Genomic DNA, 15768 nt, shown 5'->3' on the forward strand with positions numbered 1-15768 from the left:
CTCTCGCGCCCCCCGCGCCGCCAGCCGATCCGCCAGCACCTCGGGACGCGCGGTCACATGCAGCACCTCGAGCTCGGGCAGCACCCGCGCCGCCTGCTCGAGCGCCCCGCGGGAGCCGTTGAAAACCACCGGGCGGCCTGCCACGCGCGGCGCCAGCTCGGACCAGCGGATGCCGTAGCGCAGCCCGTGCGCCCCCCCAGTGCAGGGCAAAGGCCCCCTCCTCCAGCATGTCCGCGAAGACCTCCTCCGAGACGGCAAGGCAGGGCTCGCCGCCGGCCTCCGGCGCGCGGGTGACGACGCGCTGCACCACATGCAGCCCGGGCACCTGCACCGCGGCCTTGGCGAGCAGGCTGTCCTTGCCCACCCCCGAGGGGCCGACAAGGGCGAAGACCGGCGCCCTTTTCTCGGCTCCGCTCATGCCGCCCGCGCCGGGGTGAAGCCGCTGACATCGATCTCGCGGTCGCAGACCGCCTCGCGCGCCTCGGCGTCGTGGAAGATGCCGATGATCGCGGCGCCGCGCGCCTTGGCCTCCTCGATCAGCTCCAGAACGACCGCGCGGTTGGTGGCGTCGAGCGAGGCGGTCGGCTCGTCGAGCAGCAGCGCCGGGAAGCCATGGGCGAAGCCGCGCGCGATATTGACGCGCTGCTGCTCGCCGCCCGAGAAGGTGGTGGGCGAAAGGCTCCAGAGCCGCTCGGGGATGTTGAGCCGCGCCAGCAGCTCGCGCGCCCGCGCCTCCCCCTCGGCGGCACTGCCGCCCGCCGCCAGCACCGGCTCGGCCACCACCTCCAGCGTCGGCACCCGCGGCACCACGCGCAGGAACTGGCTGACATAGCCCAGCACCTCGCGGCGCAGCGTCAGGATCTCGCGCGGTTCGGCCCGCGCCACATCCACATCGCCGACCATGATGCGCCCGGCCCCGGCAAGGTAATTGCCGTAGATCATCCGCATCAGCGTGGACTTGCCCGCGCCGGAATTGCCCACCAGCGCCACGCATTCCCCGGGCGCCACGGAAAGCGACGCGCCCTCCATCACCGGGATCACCGCGCTGCCCTGGTTGTGCAGCACGAAGCTCTTCGACACGTCCGAGATCCGGATCATCGCCCCTGTCCTTCTTCTCTTTCCAAATACGCAAATCCCGCCCGCCCCACGGGCGCCACGCCGGTCATACCTGCAGCACGCTCGACACCAGCAGCTGCGTGTAGCCATGCTGCGGATCGTCGAGCACCTGGTCGGTGAGCCCGGTCTCGACGACGCGCCCGCCCTTCATCACCATCAGCCGGTCGGCCAGCAGCCGCACCACCGCGAGGTCGTGCGTGACGATCACCGCCGAGAGGCCCATCTCGCGCACCAGCCCGCGCAGCAGGTCCAGAAGGCGCGCCTGCACCGAGACGTCGAGACCGCCGGTGGGTTCGTCCATGAACACCAGCCGCGGCCCGGTGACGAGGTTGCGGGCGATCTGCAGGCGCTGCTGCATGCCGCCCGAGAAGGCGCGCGGACGGTCGTCGACCCGGTCCTCGGAGATTTCCACCCGGCCCAGCCAGTCGATCGCCTGCGCCCGGATATCGGCGTAGTTGCGCGCACCCACGGCCATCAGCCGCTCGCCGACGTTGCCGCCCGCCGAGACGCCCATGCGCAGCCCGTCGCGGGCGTTCTGATGCACGAAAGCCCAGTCGGTGCGCGCCAGCATCCGCCGCTCGGGCTCGGACATGGTGAGCACGTCGCGCGGGCCATCGGCGCGGGTGTCGAAGACCACCTTGCCCGCGTCGGGGGCCAGCTGGCCCGACAGGCACGACAGCAGGGTTGACTTGCCCGAGCCGCTCTCGCCGACGATGCCCATGACCTCGCCGGGCCAGAGGTCGAAATTAACGTCGCCGCAGCCGAGCCGCGCGCCGTAATGCTTGGTAACGCCCTGGACGGAGAGCAGCGGGGTCATGCGTGTTCCTCCTGCGGGGAGAGCGCGCCGCGATGGCCCTGGGCCTGCCGCGAGGCGCAGAAGTCTGTATCGGAGCAGACGAACATCCGCCCGCCCGCGTCGTCGGTGATCACCTCGTCGAGATAGCTCGTGCCGCAGCCGCAGAGATCGCAGTCGTGATCGGCCTTGCTGGGCTCGAACGGGTGGTCCTCGAAATCGAGGCTGACCACCTTGGTATGTGGCGGCAGCGCGTAGATGCGCTGCTCGCGGCCCGCGCCGAAGAGCTGGATTGCCGCGCTTTCGAGCTTGGGGTTGTCGAACTTGGGGATCGGCGAGGGGTCCATCACGTAGCGCCCCTCGACCTTCACCGGGTAGGCGTATGCCGTCGAAATCGCGCCGTTATGGGCGATGTCCTCGTAGAGCTTGACGTGCATCAGCCCGTATTCTTCCAGCGCGTGCATCTTGCGGGTCTCGGTCTCGCGCGGCTCCAGGAAACGCAGCGGCTCGGGGATCGGCACCTGGTAGACCAGGATCTGCCCTTCCCCGAGCGGCTGCTCGGGGATGCGGTGGCGGGTCTGGATCACCGTCGCCTCGGCGGTGTGCTCGGTGGTTTCCACCTCGGCGGTGCGCTCGAAGAACTTGCGGATCGAGACGGCGTTGGTGGTGTCATCGGCGCCCTGGTCGATGACCTTGAGCCGGTCCTCGGGGGTGAGGCAGGCGGCAGTCACCTGCACGCCTCCCGTTCCCCAGCCGTAGGGCATCGGCATCTCGCGGCTGGCGAAGGGCACCTGATAGCCCGGCACCGCCAGCGCCTTGAGCAGCGCCCGGCGGATCATCCGCTTGGTCTGCTCGTCGAGATAGGCGAAGTTGTAGGCCTGATCGGTCATGACTCTGGCTCCTCGCCGAAGAGATAGATTTCACCCCAGACGATCTCGTCGCCCAGCTCGGGGTCGCTGAAGGCTTCCAGCAGCCCCTCGTCGACCGCACCATCCTCGTCGAGCGGCAGGTCCGAGGGGGCCGAGATCCGCCGCACGTCCTCGATGCTGCTGGCCACGCCGCCGCATTCCGCGACATGTTCAGAGAGCTGCACCTCGACCTCGGCCGGGGAATTGGCCGAGAGGCAGATCCACAGCACCGCCAGCGCCGCGTCCTCGTCGACCTCTCCCTCGTCGTCACCGAAGAAGGGACAGGGCGTGCCCGGCATGCGGACCACCTCGACCAACGCGCAGTACCAGTCCTGACCCTTCGGCAGTTCGGGCAGTTTCGCCCCGTGATAACCCTTGCTCATTCCGCAGCCTCCTTGAATTTTGCTGTGCCCATCGCCTCTGCCCGCATCTTGCGGACCAGTTCCAGCTCGGACTGGAAGTCGACGTAGTGCGGCAGCTTGATATGTTCGAGGAAGCCTGTCCCCTGAATATTGTCGGAATGGGCCAGAACGAACTCTTCGTCCTGCGCCGGGGCGCCGAGGTTCTCCTCGCCGAGCTCCTGCCAGCGCAGCGCCCGGTCGACCAGCGCCATCGAGATCGCCTTGCGTTCGGTCTGGCCAAAGACCAGCCCGTAACCGCGGGTGAACTGCGCGGGCTCAAGCTTGGAGCCGGCGAACTGGTTGACGGTCTCGCATTCGGTGAGCGTCAGCTCGCCGATGCAGACGGAGAAGCCCAGTTCCGGCACCTCAATCTCGACCTCGACCGCGCCGATGCGCAGCTCGCCGACGAAGGGGTGGTTGCGGCCGTAGCCGCGCTGGGTGGAATAGGCCATGCCCAGCACGAAGCCCTCGTCGCCGCGGGTCAGCGCCTGCAGCCGCAGCGGCCGGCCGGCAGGGTATTCCATCGGCTCGCGGGTCATGTCGGGCGGCGTGCCATCGCTGCGCGGCTCGTCCTGGATCAGCCCGTCCTTGTTGAGAAACTCCGTCACCCGCGGCGTCGGCTCGCGGCGCGGCTCGGCCTCGCGGGCCCGCGGCGCCTCGCCCTCGGCTTCAAGTGCGAAGTCCAGCAACCGGTGCGTGTAGTCGAAGGTCGGCCCCAGCACCTGCCCGCCGGGCACGTCCTTGAAGGTCGCGCTGATGCGGCGGTCACAGCGCATCGCGGTGGTGTCCACCGGCGCGGAATGGCCGAGCCGCGGCAGGGTCGTGCGGTAGGCACGGATCAGGAAGATCGCCTCGATCAGATCGCCGCGCGCCTGCTTGATCGCCAGCGCCGCGAGGTCGGGATCGTAGAGCGAGCCCTCGGCCATCACCCGGTTCACGGCGAGCGCCATCTGCTCGCGGATCTGCGGCACGGTGAGTTCGGGAACGGACGCATCGCCGCGCCGCTCCTCGGCCAGCCACTCATGCGCCGCGTCGATCGCGCGCTCGCCGCCTTTCACAGCCACATACATCAGAGCGCCTCCACTGTGGTTGTCCGCGGCAGCGCCGCCAGCCTGTCCTGCGCGGTGAAGTAGCAATCCCAGCCGAGCGGGAAGCGCCGGGCATTATGGGCGAAGGCCTCGACCTCGGGCAGGCTCAGCGCCGCCTCGGTCGCGATGCCCGGGCCGGTGAGCTTCATGCCGGCGCTCTCCAGCGCCGCAACCTCGACGATCAGCGTGACCGAGCGGTCGGGGTATTCGGCGGTGCCGATCCGGTAGCGGTCCAGCGGCTTCAGCGCCTCCCAGCCGCCGAGGGCGAACATCGCCTCTTCCGCCACAACCACCGGCGCGCCGATGTGGAAGGCGATCCAGCGTTTCAGCGCCTCGCCGTCGCAACCGGACGCAAGGTGGATCGGCGTCTCGCGGTCGCAGAGCGTCAGCAGCAGCACCGCCGCCGCCGTCGAAATCCCCGGCGCCTCGGCGCCCTCCACCGTTTCGATCCGGCCCGGACGCGCCATGGCCTCCAGCGCCGCGCGGAAGGCCCGCGCCGCCTGCACCGGGGCGTCGGCAAAGCCGCCCGTCAGCGCGTCGCCCGTCATTATATCCGCCATCGTCACTCCCCCCCGCACCATGGTGAAGAAGTCCACCTTCGTCGCTGCGGCCCGCGCCGCCCGCGCGTCGCGCCGCGCCGTTTCCTCGTCAGCGAGCGGCGCCAGCACGCTGGCCTGCATTTCGCCTGCCCGCGGGCCCTGCATCAGCGCGTCGACCAATGCAGCGCGCTCGGCATGGGCGCGGCCCCGCCCCTGCACATGGGCATGGCCCACCTCGCCGCTCTCCAGCCGCAGTGCGCAGCGCGTCACGGTCATCTCGCCGAGGTTGAACGGCGCGCCGGTGCCGCCCATGCGGCCACGCACCATGACGCCGCCGGTCTCGGGCACGCGCAGCCAGTCGAAGCCGGGTAGCGCCGCCCCCGCGAGCAGCGCTTCCAGCCGCTCCGCCGGGGCGCGGGCCAGAAGGCCCATCCAGCCCTGCCGCGCGGCGATTTCCTGTTCTGGAGTTTCCATCTGGACACCTTGCCGATTTGTCTAGATAACTATACAACTAGACATGTGATACGCCGCAGCGCCCGAGTCGGGCAAGGGCTCATTGCGTGAAGTTTCGGTGACAGAGGTTCCACCATGCCCCGCTCCCCCGTCTGGCACGCCATTGCCACAACCCTCGAAGGCGAGATCTCGCGCGGCCATTACCGTCCCGGCGACAAGCTGCCGACCGAGGCCGAACTGGCCACACGCTTCGGCGTCAACCGCCACACGGTGCGCCACGCGCTCAAGGATCTCGGCGACCGCGGCCTCACCCATTCGCGGCGCGGCGCCGGGGTCTTCGTGCGCATGGCCCCGATGGATTACCCGATCGGCGGGCGGACCCGGTTCAGCCAGAACGTCCGCGCCTCGGGTCGCCTGCCCGACCGCCGCCAGCTGCGCATGGAGACCCGCCCCGCCGACGAGGCCGAGGCCGAGGCGTTGCAGCTTGCCCCCGGCGAGGCGGTGTTGGTGCTCGAGGGCATTTCGCTGGCCGGCGGCGTGCCGATGGCGCATTTCGTCTCGCTCTTCCCGATTGCCCGCCTTCCTGACCTCGACGAGACCCTGCGCGAGGTGAACTCGGTCACCGAAGCTCTGCGCCGCCATGGCATCACCGACTACACCCGCGCGCAGACAAGGCTCACCGCCGAGCCCGCCTCGGCCACACAGGCGCTGCACCTGAACCTGCGCGAGGGCGAGCCGCTGCTGCGTTCGACCTCGATCAACCTGGGCCCCGACGGCGCGCCGGTGGAACAGGGCCACACCTGGTTCGCGGGCGATCGCGTGGCGCTGACGATCAACCACGAGGATACCGGCCCCGCAAAGTAACACCCCACGTCACGTCCCCCGTCACGTCCATGACACAGACCAGGGGTAGAACCGCCTGAAACCCCAGAGCAGCCACGGCGGGTGACAGACATGACGGCCCTACTCCCTCCCCTGCGCCTCACCGGCGCAACCCTCCTGCGCGACGGCGAGATGCAGAAGCGCTCGCTGGTGATCGAGGACGGCGTGATCAGCAAGGGACCTTTGCCCGAGGTCGACCTCTCGGGCCACCTGATCCTGCCCGGCATCATCGACCTGCACGGCGATGCCTTCGAACGGCACATCGCGCCGCGCCCCTCCGCCCCCTTCCCGATCCTCGCGGGTCTGCGCTGGACAGACCGCGAGGCCGCCGCCCATGGCGTCACCACCGCCTGGCTCGCGCAATGTTGGAGCTGGGAAGGCGGCATGCGCGGACCGGAGTTCGCCGAAAAGGTGATGGCCGCCCTCGCCGCCTACCGCCCGCAGGCCCATACCGACCTGCGCCTGCAAATCCGCTGCGAGACCCACATGCCCGACACCCGCGCGCGCATGCTCGCCGCGATCCTCGCGCATGGGGTCGATTACGTGGTGTTCAACGATCACCTGCCCGAGGCGCTCGAGGTTGCCGACCGCGATCCGCACAGGCTCGCGCTCTGGGCCGAACGCGCCGGCGAGACGCCGCAGACCTTCGTCGCCCGGCTGCAGGAGGCCCGTGCCCGCTCGCGCGATGTCCCGCGCCACCTCTGCGCGCTGGCCGAGAGCTTCGACGCCCATGACATCCGCTATGGCAGCCACGACGACCCCGACGGCGACACCCGCGAATACTACCGCCTGATCGGCGCCCGCATCGCCGAGTTCCCGACCACTGTCAGCGCCGCCAAGCTCGCCCGCGCCTTTGACGACCCGGTGCTCATGGGGGCGCCCAACGTGGTGCGCGGCCGCAGCCAGGCGGGCAATGTCTCGGCGCAGCACCTGATTGCCGACGGGCTCTGCGACGCGCTGGTTTCGGACTACCACTATCCCTGCCTCGCCGAGGCCGCCTGGACGCTGCTCGACAAGGGGCTCAAGACGCTGCCCGAAGCCTGGGCGATGATCTCCACCACCCCGGCCCAGATTATGGGGCTGGTCGACCGTGGCAGCCTCGATCACGGCAAGCGCGCCGACTTCGTGGTCGTGAACGCCGAGAGCCGCGCCATCGAGGCGACAGTATGCGGCGGCCGGCTGACCTATCTCGCCGGCGAGGCGGGCGCCCAGCTGGTCTCGACGATGCAGAGCCGGCGCCTGGCCGCCGAGTAGCGCCTGCCGGCGGGTTCGGGCCGCCAGCGGCCTTAAGCGGTTGTTCAACTCTCCTGTCGTAAGACCCCGGCACGCGTTCCCGCGCCGGAGACAGGAGACCTTGCCGATGCCCCGCCCCCCCTCTCCCTCGCAGGTTGCATCCCCTGCGCGCGCTGATGCTCCTGCTGACGCTGCTCTTCGCCGCCGCGCAGGCCCGGGCCGAGGGTCGGATCAGCATCATCGTCAACGACCCCGAGAACCCCTATTGGGCCGCCGAGGGCGAGGTCGCAAAGGCCACAGCGACCGAGCTCGGCTACAAGGCCGTCGTCGCCGCGCACGAAGGCAATCCGCTGATCGAGGGCACCCATGTCGACAGCGCCATCGCCGCCGGTGTCGATGCCATCATCCTCGACCCCGCCGACGCCACCGGCTCCGCCGAGGCGGTCAGGCGGGCCAAGGCCGCGGGCATTCCCGTCTTCATCGTCAACGCGGGGCTGGCGATGCCCGGTCTCGCAGTGGCGCAGCTCCTGTCGAACAACGCGCAGGGGGCGGAACTCGGCGCGAGCCACTGGCTGCAGGCCATGGGCGGGACGGGCAGCTACCTGGAACTGCTCGGTGCCGCTGCCGATCCCAACGCCGCCATCCGGTCCAGGGGCTTTGCCAACGTTCTCGGCACGGCGGACGGGCTGCAACAGGCCGCAGCAGCCGCCGCGGACTGGAATCGCACACTCGCCTACGAGGAGACCCGCAAGCTCCTGGCCAGCCACCCGCAGATCACCGGGGTGATCGCCGGCAACGACGAGATGGCGCTCGGCGCCGTGGCCGCGCTGAAAGAGGCGGGGCGTCTCGATGCGGTGACTGTGGGCGGCTTCGATGGCTCGCCGGATGCGGTGGCGGCGGTGATCGCGGGAGAGCTCGCCTACACGGTGCTGCAACCCGTCGCCATCTTCGCCGAGGAGGCCGTGCGCCAGGCAGATCACTACATCCGCACCGGCAAGCCCCGCGAAAAGCGCGAGGTCCAGTTCTTCGACTGCCTGCTGATCGATGCCGGCGCTGCCGGGCGCATGACGGCCCCCTTCGTCCTGGGCGACTGACCCAGAGCCGCGCCGGTTAGGCGCTTGTTCAGCCTTTCGTGGTTGAAAGACCTCACCGGCGGGTGCCGCCCGATCCCCGCCAGCAGCAACAGGAACCCGCCATGTCCCGCCTGCGCAGCCTCTCGGTCGCTCTCAAACTGCCCCTCCTGATCATCGCCATCGCTATGGGCTGCCTCGGCGTCGCCGGAGCCATTTCGTACGAGGTGTCGCTCGCGCAACTGATGCAGGAGGTGAGCTTCCGCCTCGCCGCCGTACGTGACACCCGCGCCGCGCTGCTCGAAGATTGGTTCGACGACAAGCTCGAGGCGCTCGGCGACATTGCGAAGCAAGCCCACACGATCGAGGCCGCAAGCAGTTTCCTCAGCACCTACGAGAGCCTCGGCCCCGAGGCGAACGACTACCTGCGCCTCCACTACATCGATGAGAACCCCAATCCGCCCGAGGCCCGCGACACCATGGAGGAGGCGACTGACACCACCGCGTATTCGCTCTTCCACAAGAAATTCCATGCCGCATTCCGCAACGATGTCGAGGCGTTGCATCTGCGCGACCTGCTCATCGTCTCTGCCGCGGGCGAGGTGATCTACTCGGTCCGCAAGCAGGAAAATTTCGCCACGAGCCTCGGCGAGACGGGCGGTGCGCTTGGCAGCGCGGTCCGTGCCGCGCTTGCCGAGGGTACAGAGTTCGGTTTCGGCGATTTCGCCGCGGAGCCTGCGCTCGACGGGCGGGTCGCCGGCTTCCTTGCGTCGCCGCTGACGAATGAATGGGGTGACGTGACCGCCGCGCTTGTCTTCGAGCTCGACGAGGCGGACGTCAGCGCAATTCTCGCCATGCCATCGGCGCTCACCGCCACCACCCGCATCGCGCTCATCGGGCAGGACCAAACCCCGCGCGGCACCGGCAGCCTCTCCGAAGAGACCGGCGCGCTCGGCGACGCGGCGCCGGACAATCCGGCGATCACCGCCGCGCTCTCCGGCGAGAGCGGCGTCACCGAGCTTGCCCTGCCCGATGGAGAGAGCCTCGCCGCCTTCCAGCCGGTCCGCCTCGGCCCGCCGGATGCGCCCGGCGGCACCACCTGGGCGCTGCTCGCCGCGGAGCCCTCCGAGGTGATCGCCGCCGGGCCGCGTGCCATGCTGGGCAAGCTGATCCGCGCCGCCGTGCCCGCGCTCATCGTCGCCCTGCTGGTGGCGGTGCTCGCGGCGCGCAACATCGCCCGCCCGCTGGGACGGCTCACCGCGGCCGTGGGCGAGGTCGCAGCGGGTCATTATGACGGTGAAATCCCGGCGCAGAAGCGCGGCGACGAGATCGGCCGCATCGCCTGTGCCCTCGATGCGCTGCGCCGCGACCTGCGCCAGAGCCGGGACGACCTGCAGTCCGGCGCCAGCACCCGCGCCGAGATGCAGAGCGCGCAGGCCTCGGTGGTGGAGGCGTTGCAGACCGCCCTCTCCCGGCTCGCCGAGGGTGATCTCGGCAGCACCATCGCGCAGGGCTTCCCCGAGGATTACGAACGCCTGCGCAATGATTTCAACCGCGCCACGGACCGGCTGCAGCAGGCGATGATCGACGTGTCGCAAAGCGCCGAGGCGATCAACCACGACGTCGATCACATCGCCCAGGCCTCGGAGGAACTGGGCCAGCGCACCGAACGCCAGGCCGCCACGGTCGAAGAGACCGCCGCCGCGCTCGACCAGCTCACCGCCTCGGTCTCGGAGGCGGCGAAGAACGCCGCCGAGGTCGACAGCATCGTCGGCAAGGCGCGCGAGGATGCGCAGGCCAGCGGCGAGGTGGTCCGGGAAACCATCGAGGCGATCGCTGTGATCGAGGCCTCGTTCCAGAGAATTTCCGGAAATATCAAGGTGATCGACGACATCGCCTTCCAGACCAACCTGCTTGCCCTGAACGCCGGGGTCGAGGCGGCGCGGGCCGGAGACGCGGGCCTGGGGTTCGCGGTCGTCGCTTCCGAGTTCCGGATGCTGGCGCAGCGCTGCTCCGAGGCGGCGCGCGAGATCAACACGCAGATCACCGCCTCGTCCGATCACGTGCAGGACGGGGTGCGATTGGTCGGGCGCACTGGCGGTGCTCTGAAGGAGATCATCGACTCGATCCGCACCATCGCCGACCGGGTCACCGCCATCGCCGACTCGGCGCGCGAGCAATCCACCGGCCTGTCGGAGCTCAACAGCGCGGTGAGCGAGCTCGACATGACCACCCAGAAGAACGCGGCGATGTTCGAGCAGACCTCAGCCGCCAGCTCGGACCTGCGCAGCGCGGCGCAGGGGCTGCGGCAGAACGTCGGCCGCTTCACCCTCGGCAGCCGCGCCGAAAGCTGGACGGCCGGGGACACCGCCACCGAGAAGGCGGCATCCCGGCACGCAGCCTCGGCATGAGGCCGCCCGCTCCCGCGCAGGCACGGACAGGCGCCCTTCGCCCAGCCCGATCAGGCGGGTTCGGCGCTCGCTGTCTCGTATTTCTCGAGGAATTCCTCCGCCGGCATCGCCCGGAAATCCGCCAGCCGCGCGTGCAGCACCTCATGTGGCCAGTCCCACCAGGCCAGCGCCATCATCCGCTCGGCCAGATCCGGCGCGAAGCGCGCGCGCAGCGGCTGCGCGGGCACCCCGGCGACGATGGTGTAGGGGGCGACATCCTTGGTCACCACCGCCGAGGAGGCGACCACGGCACCGTGCCCGATGGTCACCTCGGGGCGCACCACGGCGCCGTGACCGATCCAGGTGTCATGGCCGATGCAGGCGCGGCGCGCGTGGCGGGCGGCGAAGAAGTCTTCGTCGCGGCCGGTGCCCTCCCAGTAATCCTCGGACCGGTAGAGGAAATGGTGCAGCGACGCGTTGCCCATCGGGTGGTCGGTCGGCCCGATGCGGGTGAAGCTGGCGATATTGGCGAACTTGCCGACGGTGACATTTGCCAGATCGGCGTAACGGTCGCAGTAGGAGTAGTCGCCCAGCTCAACCCGGTACAAGCGCGAGCCGCGACCGATCTCGACGTAGGCGCCGAGCTCGGTCGCGGCGATCTCGCAGTCGGGATGGAGGAAGGGATCAGGTCCAAGACGCGGCATTCAGAGCCCCTTGATGAGTTTGCGGCGCAGCCAGCCCGAGACGCTGTCCATGGCCATGACCATGAGGATCACGAGGATGATGTAATAGGTCACCTCTTCCCAATCCTTCTGGGTGATCATCGCCTGGGTCAGCAGCAGCCCGATGCCGCCGCCGGTGATCGCGCCTATGATGGTCGCCGAGCGGGTGTTGGATTCCAGGAAATAGAGCACCTGGCTCACCAGCACCGGCACGACCTGCGGGATCACCCCGAAGCGGTAGCGCTGGATCGGCCTGGCCCCGGTCGAGGCGATGCCCTCGATCTGCTTGCCGTCGACATTCTCCAGCGCCTCCGAGAAGAGCTTGCCGAAGGAGCCGGTGTCGGTGAGCAGGATCGCCAGCGCCCCGGTCATCGGCCCCGGCCCGAAGGCGCGGCTGAGCACGATGGTCCAGATCAGCCCGTCCACCCCGCGCAGGAAGTCGAAGACCCGCCGGGCGGCGAAGCGCAGTGCCATCAGCGGCGCGAAATTCTTCGCCGACAGGAAGGCCAGCGGCAGCGCGACAAGCGCCGCGCCCATGGTGCCGAGGAAGGCCATGAGGAGGGTCTCGAAAAGCGCCCAGGCGACGTCGGCGTGGCGCCACATGGCGTTGCCCCAGAAGTCCTGCCAGGTGCCTGCGAGGTTGCCGCGCGCGGGATCGATCCGTGCGCCGAAGAGAATCTCGCCCAGCCCGTGGCCGTGGTAGGGACTGTCCAGTGTGAAGAAGAACAGCTCCCAGCCCGGGAAGTAGCGGAAGAGCTCGGTCTTGGCGCGGGTCAGCGACACGCGCGCGCCATCTGCGGTCACCTGCAGCCGCGAGGAAGAGGCAGAGATCCACTCCGGCAGGCCCTTTTCGGGCAGGTTGCTGACAATGTCGCGCCCCTCGAGGCGGGCCTCGATCAGGCCAAAACCGGGCACATCCCAGCGGAACCCGTTGCCGGGCAGCAGCAGCACCTCCTGCCCGCCTTTCAGAGCGACGCGGACGGCACCACCCTCCTGCGGGTGCACCCAGTCGGGCGCGGTGCCCTCGGGGTATTCGCCCTTGCGCTCGCCCTCGATGGCGACCGCGACACCGCCGCTGCGATTGTCGCGGGTGACATGGGTCTTGTAGCTCCAGGTGTCGGCGAGCAGTGTGCGGGCATTATCCCAGCGCGCTCGCTCGGCCAGCCCCGGCAGGTCGAAGGCGAAGAAGACATAGGCCAGGTACAGGAGGATCACGGCGGGCAGGCCGAAAGCAAGGATCCTCTTGCGGCGGAAGACCCGTTCGGCAGAGGCGTAGAGCGCGGCGTCGGCCATCTCAGAAACCTCCCTTCTTGGAGGAGATCATGGCCCCCCTCACATGGCTCGAAAGCTGGTCGAAGACGATGATGGTCAGGAAAAGCAGCAGGAAGATCGCCGCCGCCTCGTCGAAGCGGCCCTTCCCCCAGGCCATGGCATTGCGCAGCTCATAGCCGATGCCTCCCGCCCCGACGAAGCCGAGGATGGCCGAGGCACGGATGTTGATCTCGAAGCGCAGCAGCGCGTAGCTGAAGTAGTTGGGCGAGACCTGCGGTACCACGCCCAGCCACATGCGCTGCAACCAGGTAGCGCCAACCGACGACAGCCCCTCGACGGGCTTGAGGTCGGCGTTCTCGTTGACCTCGGAGAAGAGCTTGCCGAGCGCGCCAGCGGTGTGCAGCGCGATGGCCAGCATGGCAGGCACCGGCCCGCCGCCGAGCACGAAGATCAGCACCAGCGCCACGACGATCTCGGGCACGGCACGCAAGATGTCCATGAAACGGCGGAAGACCGCGATCAGCCGCGGCCAGCGCGCCAGGCCCCGCGTCGAAAGCAGCGACAGCACGATCGCCCCGGCGGCGCCAAGCAGTGTCGAAACCGCGGCGATGTTGATGGTCTCGAGCAGCGCCGGGAAGTAGCGCACCAGGTGTCCGGGCAGCCGGTCGAGCTTGGGCAGCGTGTCGGCGATCACGTCGGCGGGGAAGTCAAAAACCTGCGGCAGGCCGCTCCAGAAGCCGCCGGCGTTGCGCGAATCCGCCAGCATGAAGCCGGAGATCATCAGCAGGGCAAAAAGGCCAAGGGTGAGCCCGCCATAGAGGCGTCTTTGCGCCATCAGGGCCATGTAGTGGCCGCGCGGATCATGCGGGGCGTCCGGGGTCTGGGTCATCAAGAAGTCCTGCGGGAGGATGCGGGCGGCGCGTGCCGCCCGCGCATCCGGGAAACGAAAAGGACCCCGCGCGGCGGCGGGGTCCCCTTGGGCCTGGCGATCAGTTGATCTTCGAGCGGCGTGCCGCGACGATCGACTCGTATTCGGCGTGGGTCACCGGGATGAAGTCCTTGGCATCGCCCGCCGCGACGCCGTAGGCGCACTCGGGGTCTTCTTCCCAAAGGTTGGCGGTCAGCTCGGTGACGGCATCCTTGACGTCCTTCGGCAGCGCCTTGCGGATCACGAAGGGGCCTTCGGGGATGATGTTCGACTGCCAGATCTGCACCAGCTCGTTCATGTCGACGAGGCCGGCGTCCACGGCCTTGCGCAGCGCGCCCGAGTTGTAGCCGTCTTCCCAGTTGCCCTGGCCGTCGGCCCAGGTCACGCCGCCATCGACGTCACCGTTGTTGACCGCGACGATGGTCTGCTCGTGGCCGCCGGTGAAGACGACGTCGCCGAAGTAGGTGCCCGGGGTCATGTCGTAGCCGGCTGCCGCGATCTCGATCGAGGGGATCAGGTAGCCCGAGGTCGAGTTCGGATCGCCGAAGCCGAACTTCTTGCCCTTGAGGTCGTCGAGCGAGGTGATGCCGCTGTCGGCGCGGGCAAACCCGATCGAGTAGTAGCCGATCGAGCCGTCGAGGTTCTGCTTGACGAGGACCGGCTCGACCGCCTCGGGGTCGGCGATATAGGTGCCGGCGTAGGAGGAGGCGCCCATCCAGGCCGCGTCGATGGTGCCGCCCAGCAGGCCCTGCATCACGCCGTTGTAGTCGGCAGGGGTGAAGACCTTCACCTCGACGCCGAGGGCTTCAGCGATCTTCTCGGCGAAGCACTGGTTCGAGGTCATGCGGTCCTGGGCGTTCTCGCCGCCGAGGATGCCGAGGCGAAATTCGGTGATCTCCTGCGCCTGGGCGGCGCCCACGAGCACGGTGCTGGCCAGAGCGGCTGCGATCAGTTTCTTCATCTTCTGTCCCTCATGTGGATTTGGACCCGTCCCGATGGGTCCGGGTGATCAGACCGCGACTTCCGCGGCCCGAATGACTGCCGTGGCCACGGGGTCACGGATTTCGGTGGAGGTGGCATTCTCCGAAAAATCGGCGCCGGCCCCGTAGATGTCGCGTGCCACACCCGTGGTGAGCTGCGCCGGGGTGCCGTCGAAGACGATCCGCCCGGCGCGCATGCCGATGACCCGGTCGCAGTAGCGCCGCGCGGTATCCAGCGTGTGCAGGTTGGCGATGACCATGCGGCCGTCCTCGTCGTGGATGCGGCGCAGGTCGTCCATCACCAGCTGCGCGTTCATCGGATCGAGCGATGCGATCGGCTCGTCGGCGAGCACCACCTTGGGGTCCTGCATCAGCGCCCGGGCGATGGCGACGCGCTGCTGCTGGCCGCCCGAGAGCGCCTCGGCGCGCTTGGCCGCATGGGCCGCGATGCCGAGCCTCTCGAGAATGTCGATGGCGCGATGGATGTCTTCGCGCGGGTAGAGGTTGAACATCGTGGCCAGCGTGCCCCGCCGCGCGAGCGTTCCGTGCAGCACGTTCGACACCACGTCCATGCGCGGCACGAGGTTGAACTGCTGGAAGATCATCGCGCAGTCGGACTGCCAGAGGCGCTTCTCGCTGCCCTTGAGTTGCAGCACGTCGCGCCCTTCGAAGACCAGCTTGCCCTCGGTGGCGTCGGTGAGGCGGTTCATCATCCGCAGGAAGGTCGACTTGCCGGCGCCCGAGCGTCCGATGATGCCGATCATCATCGGACGCTCGACCGTAAAGCTCGCCCTGTCCACGGCGGTGTTCGCGCCGAAGCGCTTCGTCAGGTTCTCGACGGTGAGCATGGTTTCCCCTGTCTGTCCGAAACGGTGTCTCGCCCCGAACCGTATCGAGGCTGTGACGCCCGGGATTCGGCGGCGTGTCATTTCGGTGAAGCTTTCGTGACAGGGCGGCTGGATTGCCGGATCCACGCCCGCGCGCGGCCCCTGC

15 protein-coding genes and 2 pseudogenes are annotated in these 15768 nt (G+C 69.0%); 4 read left to right on the forward strand and 13 right to left on the reverse strand.

What is annotated here, in order from left to right; genetic code table 11:
* The 8 genes and pseudogenes from CLG85_RS08580 to phnG all read right to left on the reverse strand — a co-directional run.
* Positions 1-210: pseudogene (locus CLG85_RS08580) on the reverse strand (phosphonate metabolism protein/1,5-bisphosphokinase (PRPP-forming) PhnN); the annotation flags it as partial.
* Between the two features lie 204 nt (positions 211-414).
* Positions 415-1098 carry a phosphonate C-P lyase system protein PhnL gene (gene phnL, locus CLG85_RS08585; protein WP_260348712.1) on the reverse strand — a complete coding sequence of 228 codons (684 nt, stop codon included), beginning with the start codon at positions 1096-1098 and terminating at the stop codon, positions 415-417.
* Between the two features lie 64 nt (positions 1099-1162).
* A complete protein-coding gene (phnK, locus tag CLG85_RS08590; RefSeq protein ID WP_095884063.1) occupies positions 1163-1933 on the reverse strand; it encodes a phosphonate C-P lyase system protein PhnK in 771 nt (256 codons plus the stop codon).
* Positions 1930-2799, reverse strand: coding sequence for an alpha-D-ribose 1-methylphosphonate 5-phosphate C-P-lyase PhnJ (locus CLG85_RS08595; protein WP_095884062.1), 870 nt, complete (start codon positions 2797-2799; stop codon positions 1930-1932). Before CLG85_RS08595 ends, phnK begins: the two co-directional genes overlap by 4 nt.
* Positions 2796-3200 carry a hypothetical protein gene (locus tag CLG85_RS08600; RefSeq protein WP_095884061.1) on the reverse strand — a complete coding sequence of 135 codons (405 nt, stop codon included), beginning with the start codon at positions 3198-3200 and terminating at the stop codon, positions 2796-2798. Before CLG85_RS08600 ends, CLG85_RS08595 begins: the two co-directional genes overlap by 4 nt.
* A complete protein-coding gene (locus CLG85_RS08605) occupies positions 3197-4288 on the reverse strand; it encodes a carbon-phosphorus lyase complex subunit (RefSeq protein WP_260348714.1) in 1092 nt (363 codons plus the stop codon). Before CLG85_RS08605 ends, CLG85_RS08600 begins: the two co-directional genes overlap by 4 nt.
* A complete protein-coding gene (gene phnH, locus CLG85_RS08610; RefSeq protein ID WP_311734978.1) occupies positions 4288-4887 on the reverse strand; it encodes a phosphonate C-P lyase system protein PhnH in 600 nt (199 codons plus the stop codon). Before phnH ends, CLG85_RS08605 begins: the two co-directional genes overlap by 1 nt.
* Positions 4876-5319: pseudogene (phnG, locus tag CLG85_RS08615) on the reverse strand (phosphonate C-P lyase system protein PhnG); the annotation flags it as partial. The gene phnH and the pseudogene phnG, both read right to left, overlap by 12 nt.
* Before the next feature lie 114 nt (positions 5320-5433).
* Here phnG and phnF point away from each other — a divergent pair.
* From phnF to CLG85_RS08635, 4 genes are all read left to right on the forward strand, one after another.
* The gene (phnF, locus tag CLG85_RS08620) at positions 5434-6162 is read left to right on the forward strand and encodes a phosphonate metabolism transcriptional regulator PhnF (RefSeq protein ID WP_095884280.1); all 729 of its coding nucleotides are present in this window, start codon (positions 5434-5436) and stop codon (positions 6160-6162) included.
* A 90-nt stretch (positions 6163-6252) separates the two neighbouring features.
* Entirely contained in the window at positions 6253-7434 is a 1182-nt protein-coding gene (locus tag CLG85_RS08625) for an alpha-D-ribose 1-methylphosphonate 5-triphosphate diphosphatase (RefSeq protein WP_095884279.1), read from the forward strand.
* Positions 7435-7589: 155 nt separating this feature from the next.
* A complete protein-coding gene (locus CLG85_RS08630) occupies positions 7590-8507 on the forward strand; it encodes a substrate-binding domain-containing protein (RefSeq protein ID WP_095884281.1) in 918 nt (305 codons plus the stop codon).
* A 101-nt stretch (positions 8508-8608) separates the two neighbouring features.
* Positions 8609-10894, forward strand: coding sequence for a methyl-accepting chemotaxis protein (locus tag CLG85_RS08635; protein ID WP_260348715.1), 2286 nt, complete (start codon positions 8609-8611; stop codon positions 10892-10894).
* Between the two features lie 50 nt (positions 10895-10944).
* Here the strand turns inward: CLG85_RS08635 and CLG85_RS08640 are convergent, their stop codons facing one another.
* From CLG85_RS08640 to phnC, 5 genes are all read right to left on the reverse strand, one after another.
* Positions 10945-11577 carry an LbetaH domain-containing protein gene (locus CLG85_RS08640; protein WP_095883147.1) on the reverse strand — a complete coding sequence of 211 codons (633 nt, stop codon included), beginning with the start codon at positions 11575-11577 and terminating at the stop codon, positions 10945-10947.
* Entirely contained in the window at positions 11578-12888 is a 1311-nt protein-coding gene (gene phnE, locus CLG85_RS08645; protein ID WP_095883146.1) for a phosphonate ABC transporter, permease protein PhnE, read from the reverse strand.
* 1 nt (position 12889) lies between these two features.
* The gene (gene phnE / locus CLG85_RS08650; RefSeq protein ID WP_095883145.1) at positions 12890-13756 is read right to left on the reverse strand and encodes a phosphonate ABC transporter, permease protein PhnE; all 867 of its coding nucleotides are present in this window, start codon (positions 13754-13756) and stop codon (positions 12890-12892) included.
* 100 nt (positions 13757-13856) lie between these two features.
* A complete protein-coding gene (gene phnD / locus CLG85_RS08655; RefSeq protein ID WP_095883144.1) occupies positions 13857-14756 on the reverse strand; it encodes a phosphonate ABC transporter substrate-binding protein in 900 nt (299 codons plus the stop codon).
* A 48-nt stretch (positions 14757-14804) separates the two neighbouring features.
* The gene (gene phnC, locus CLG85_RS08660) at positions 14805-15623 is read right to left on the reverse strand and encodes a phosphonate ABC transporter ATP-binding protein (protein WP_095883143.1); all 819 of its coding nucleotides are present in this window, start codon (positions 15621-15623) and stop codon (positions 14805-14807) included.
* Positions 15624-15768: the final 145 nt, after the last annotated feature.

Origin of the sequence: Alloyangia mangrovi, from assembly GCF_002300555.2 — a bacterium.
Classification (GTDB): Bacteria; Pseudomonadota; Alphaproteobacteria; order Rhodobacterales; family Rhodobacteraceae; genus Salipiger; species Salipiger mangrovi.